The sequence below is a fragment of the Ruegeria sp. CH8 genome (genome assembly GCF_056536985.1).
Map to the genome: position 1 here is coordinate 1 of NZ_JBQFQR010000077.1, position 1226 is coordinate 1226.

Consider the following 1226-nt stretch of genomic DNA (forward strand, 5'->3'; position numbering starts at 1 on the left):
AAAAGGGCGCCCCGAGGGACGCCCTTTCTTTGGGTGTTCGCTAGCGCGCCTTACTCGATGATTTTCGAGACAACGCCGGCGCCGACGGTGCGGCCACCTTCGCGGATCGCGAAGCGCAGGCCGTTTTCCATCGCGATGGGCGCGATCAGCTCAACACCGAACGACACGTTGTCGCCGGGCATGACCATCTCGGTGCCTTCGGCCAGGGTCACGGTGCCGGTCACGTCAGTCGTACGGAAGTAGAACTGCGGACGGTAGTTCGCGAAGAACGGAGTATGACGACCGCCCTCTTCCTTGGTCAGGATATAGGCTTCGGCTTCGAACTTGGTGTGCGGTGTAACCGAACCCGGCTTACACAGAACCTGGCCACGCTCAACGCCGTCACGATCCACACCACGCAGCAGGGCGCCGATGTTGTCGCCGGCTTCACCGCGGTCCAGCAGCTTGCGGAACATCTCAACACCCGTGCAGGTGGTTTTCGAAGTGTCGCGGATACCAACGATTTCGATCTCGTCGCCAACGTTGATCACACCACGCTCAACACGGCCGGTCACAACGGTACCACGGCCCGAGATCGAGAACACGTCTTCGATCGGCATCAGGAACGGCTGGTCAACAGCACGCTCAGGGGTGTCGATGTAGTCATCAACCGCCGCCATCAGTTCCTTGATTTTCTCTTCGCCGATTTCCGGGTTGTTGCCTTCCATCGCGGCCAGAGCCGAACCTGCAATGATCGGAATATCGTCGCCGGGGTATTCGTACGAAGACAGCAGCTCGCGGATTTCCATTTCCACCAGTTCCAGCAGCTCTTCGTCGTCAACCTGGTCAACTTTGTTCATGAACACGACCATTTTCGGGATGCCAACCTGGCGGCCCAGCAGGATGTGCTCGCGGGTCTGCGGCATCGGGCCGTCAGCGGCGTTCACAACCAGGATCGCGCCGTCCATCTGCGCAGCACCGGTGATCATGTTCTTGACGTAGTCGGCGTGGCCGGGGCAGTCAACGTGCGCGTAGTGGCGGTTCTCGGTCTCGTATTCCACGTGGGCGGTCGAGATGGTGATGCCGCGCGCTTTCTCTTCCGGCGCACCGTCGATTTGGTCATACGCTTTGAAGTCACCGAAATACTTGGTGATCGCTGCGGTCAGCGTCGTTTTACCATGGTCAACGTGGCCAATCGTGCCGATGTTGACGTGCGGTTTTGTACGCTCAAACTTTTCCTTTGCCAT

At 59.2% G+C, this 1226-nt stretch carries 1 protein-coding gene; it reads right to left on the reverse strand.

Annotation, left to right across the window (positions count from 1 at the left end; all coding sequences use genetic code 11):
- Window positions 1–50: 50 nt before the first annotated feature.
- Window positions 51–1226: elongation factor Tu (gene tuf / locus ACR0ER_RS25575; protein ID WP_480771270.1), on the reverse strand; the 1176-nt coding region annotated here is incomplete at its 5' end.